Origin of the sequence: Streptococcus mitis (assembly GCF_946190325.1) — a bacterium.
GTDB lineage: Bacteria > Bacillota > Bacilli > Lactobacillales > Streptococcaceae > Streptococcus > Streptococcus mitis_CF.
In genome coordinates this window covers 1-669 of the sequence record NZ_CAMHZR010000027.1, presented here as the reverse complement: position 1 = coordinate 669, position 669 = coordinate 1, and the positions used below count along the sequence as shown (strand labels likewise).

The following is a 669-nucleotide window of genomic DNA, read 5'->3' as shown; positions in this document are numbered from 1 at the left end:
CTGGTTCTGGACTAAATGAATTTACATCACTTAAACCAGATATACTATTTACATCAACCTTAATATCTGTATCAGCTCCATCGATTGCTTTCTTAGCTGCATCTGCTTTTGCCTTAGCTTCTTCCTTAGCTGCTAGTTTTTCTTCTGCTGTTAAGTCATTGTTCGCATCAATTTCTGCTTCTTTTGCCTTTAGTGCTTCATCTACAGCTTTTTTAGCCTCTGGTTTCTTAACCGCTACTGGATTCAATGAGTTTACATCTGCTACCCCAATAGTTTTTGAATTTTCAACGTCAGCATTTGTTGCCGCTTTATCAACTGCTTGTTTTGCCGCTTCTGCTTTAGCCCTAGCTTCTTCTTTAGCTGCTATTTTTTCCTCAGCTGTCAGATCATCTCGAGTATCGATCTCTGCTTCTTTGGCTTTAAGCGCATCTTCTATCGCTTTCTTAGCTGCTGGCTTAGCTACTGGTGTTGGAGTGACATTGTTTACTTCTGTTGTTCCGTTAGCCTTAGCTTGGTCTACTCCCTCGTTTGTTGTTGCGTTGTCGATCGCTTGTTTCGCTGCGTCGGCTTTGGCTTTTGCATCAGCTTTCGCCGCAGTTTTTTCTTCGTCTGTTAAGTCATTGTTCGCATCAATCGCGTCGTTCTTAGCTTTCAATGCGTCATCGATGG

At 42.2% G+C, this 669-nt stretch carries 1 protein-coding gene; it reads right to left on the bottom strand.

Features of this window, described 5'->3' with window-relative positions:
• Nucleotides 1-669, bottom strand: a 669-nt coding sequence (locus N8M95_RS09180) for a DUF1542 domain-containing protein (protein WP_261117087.1), incomplete at both ends; no start/stop codon positions are given.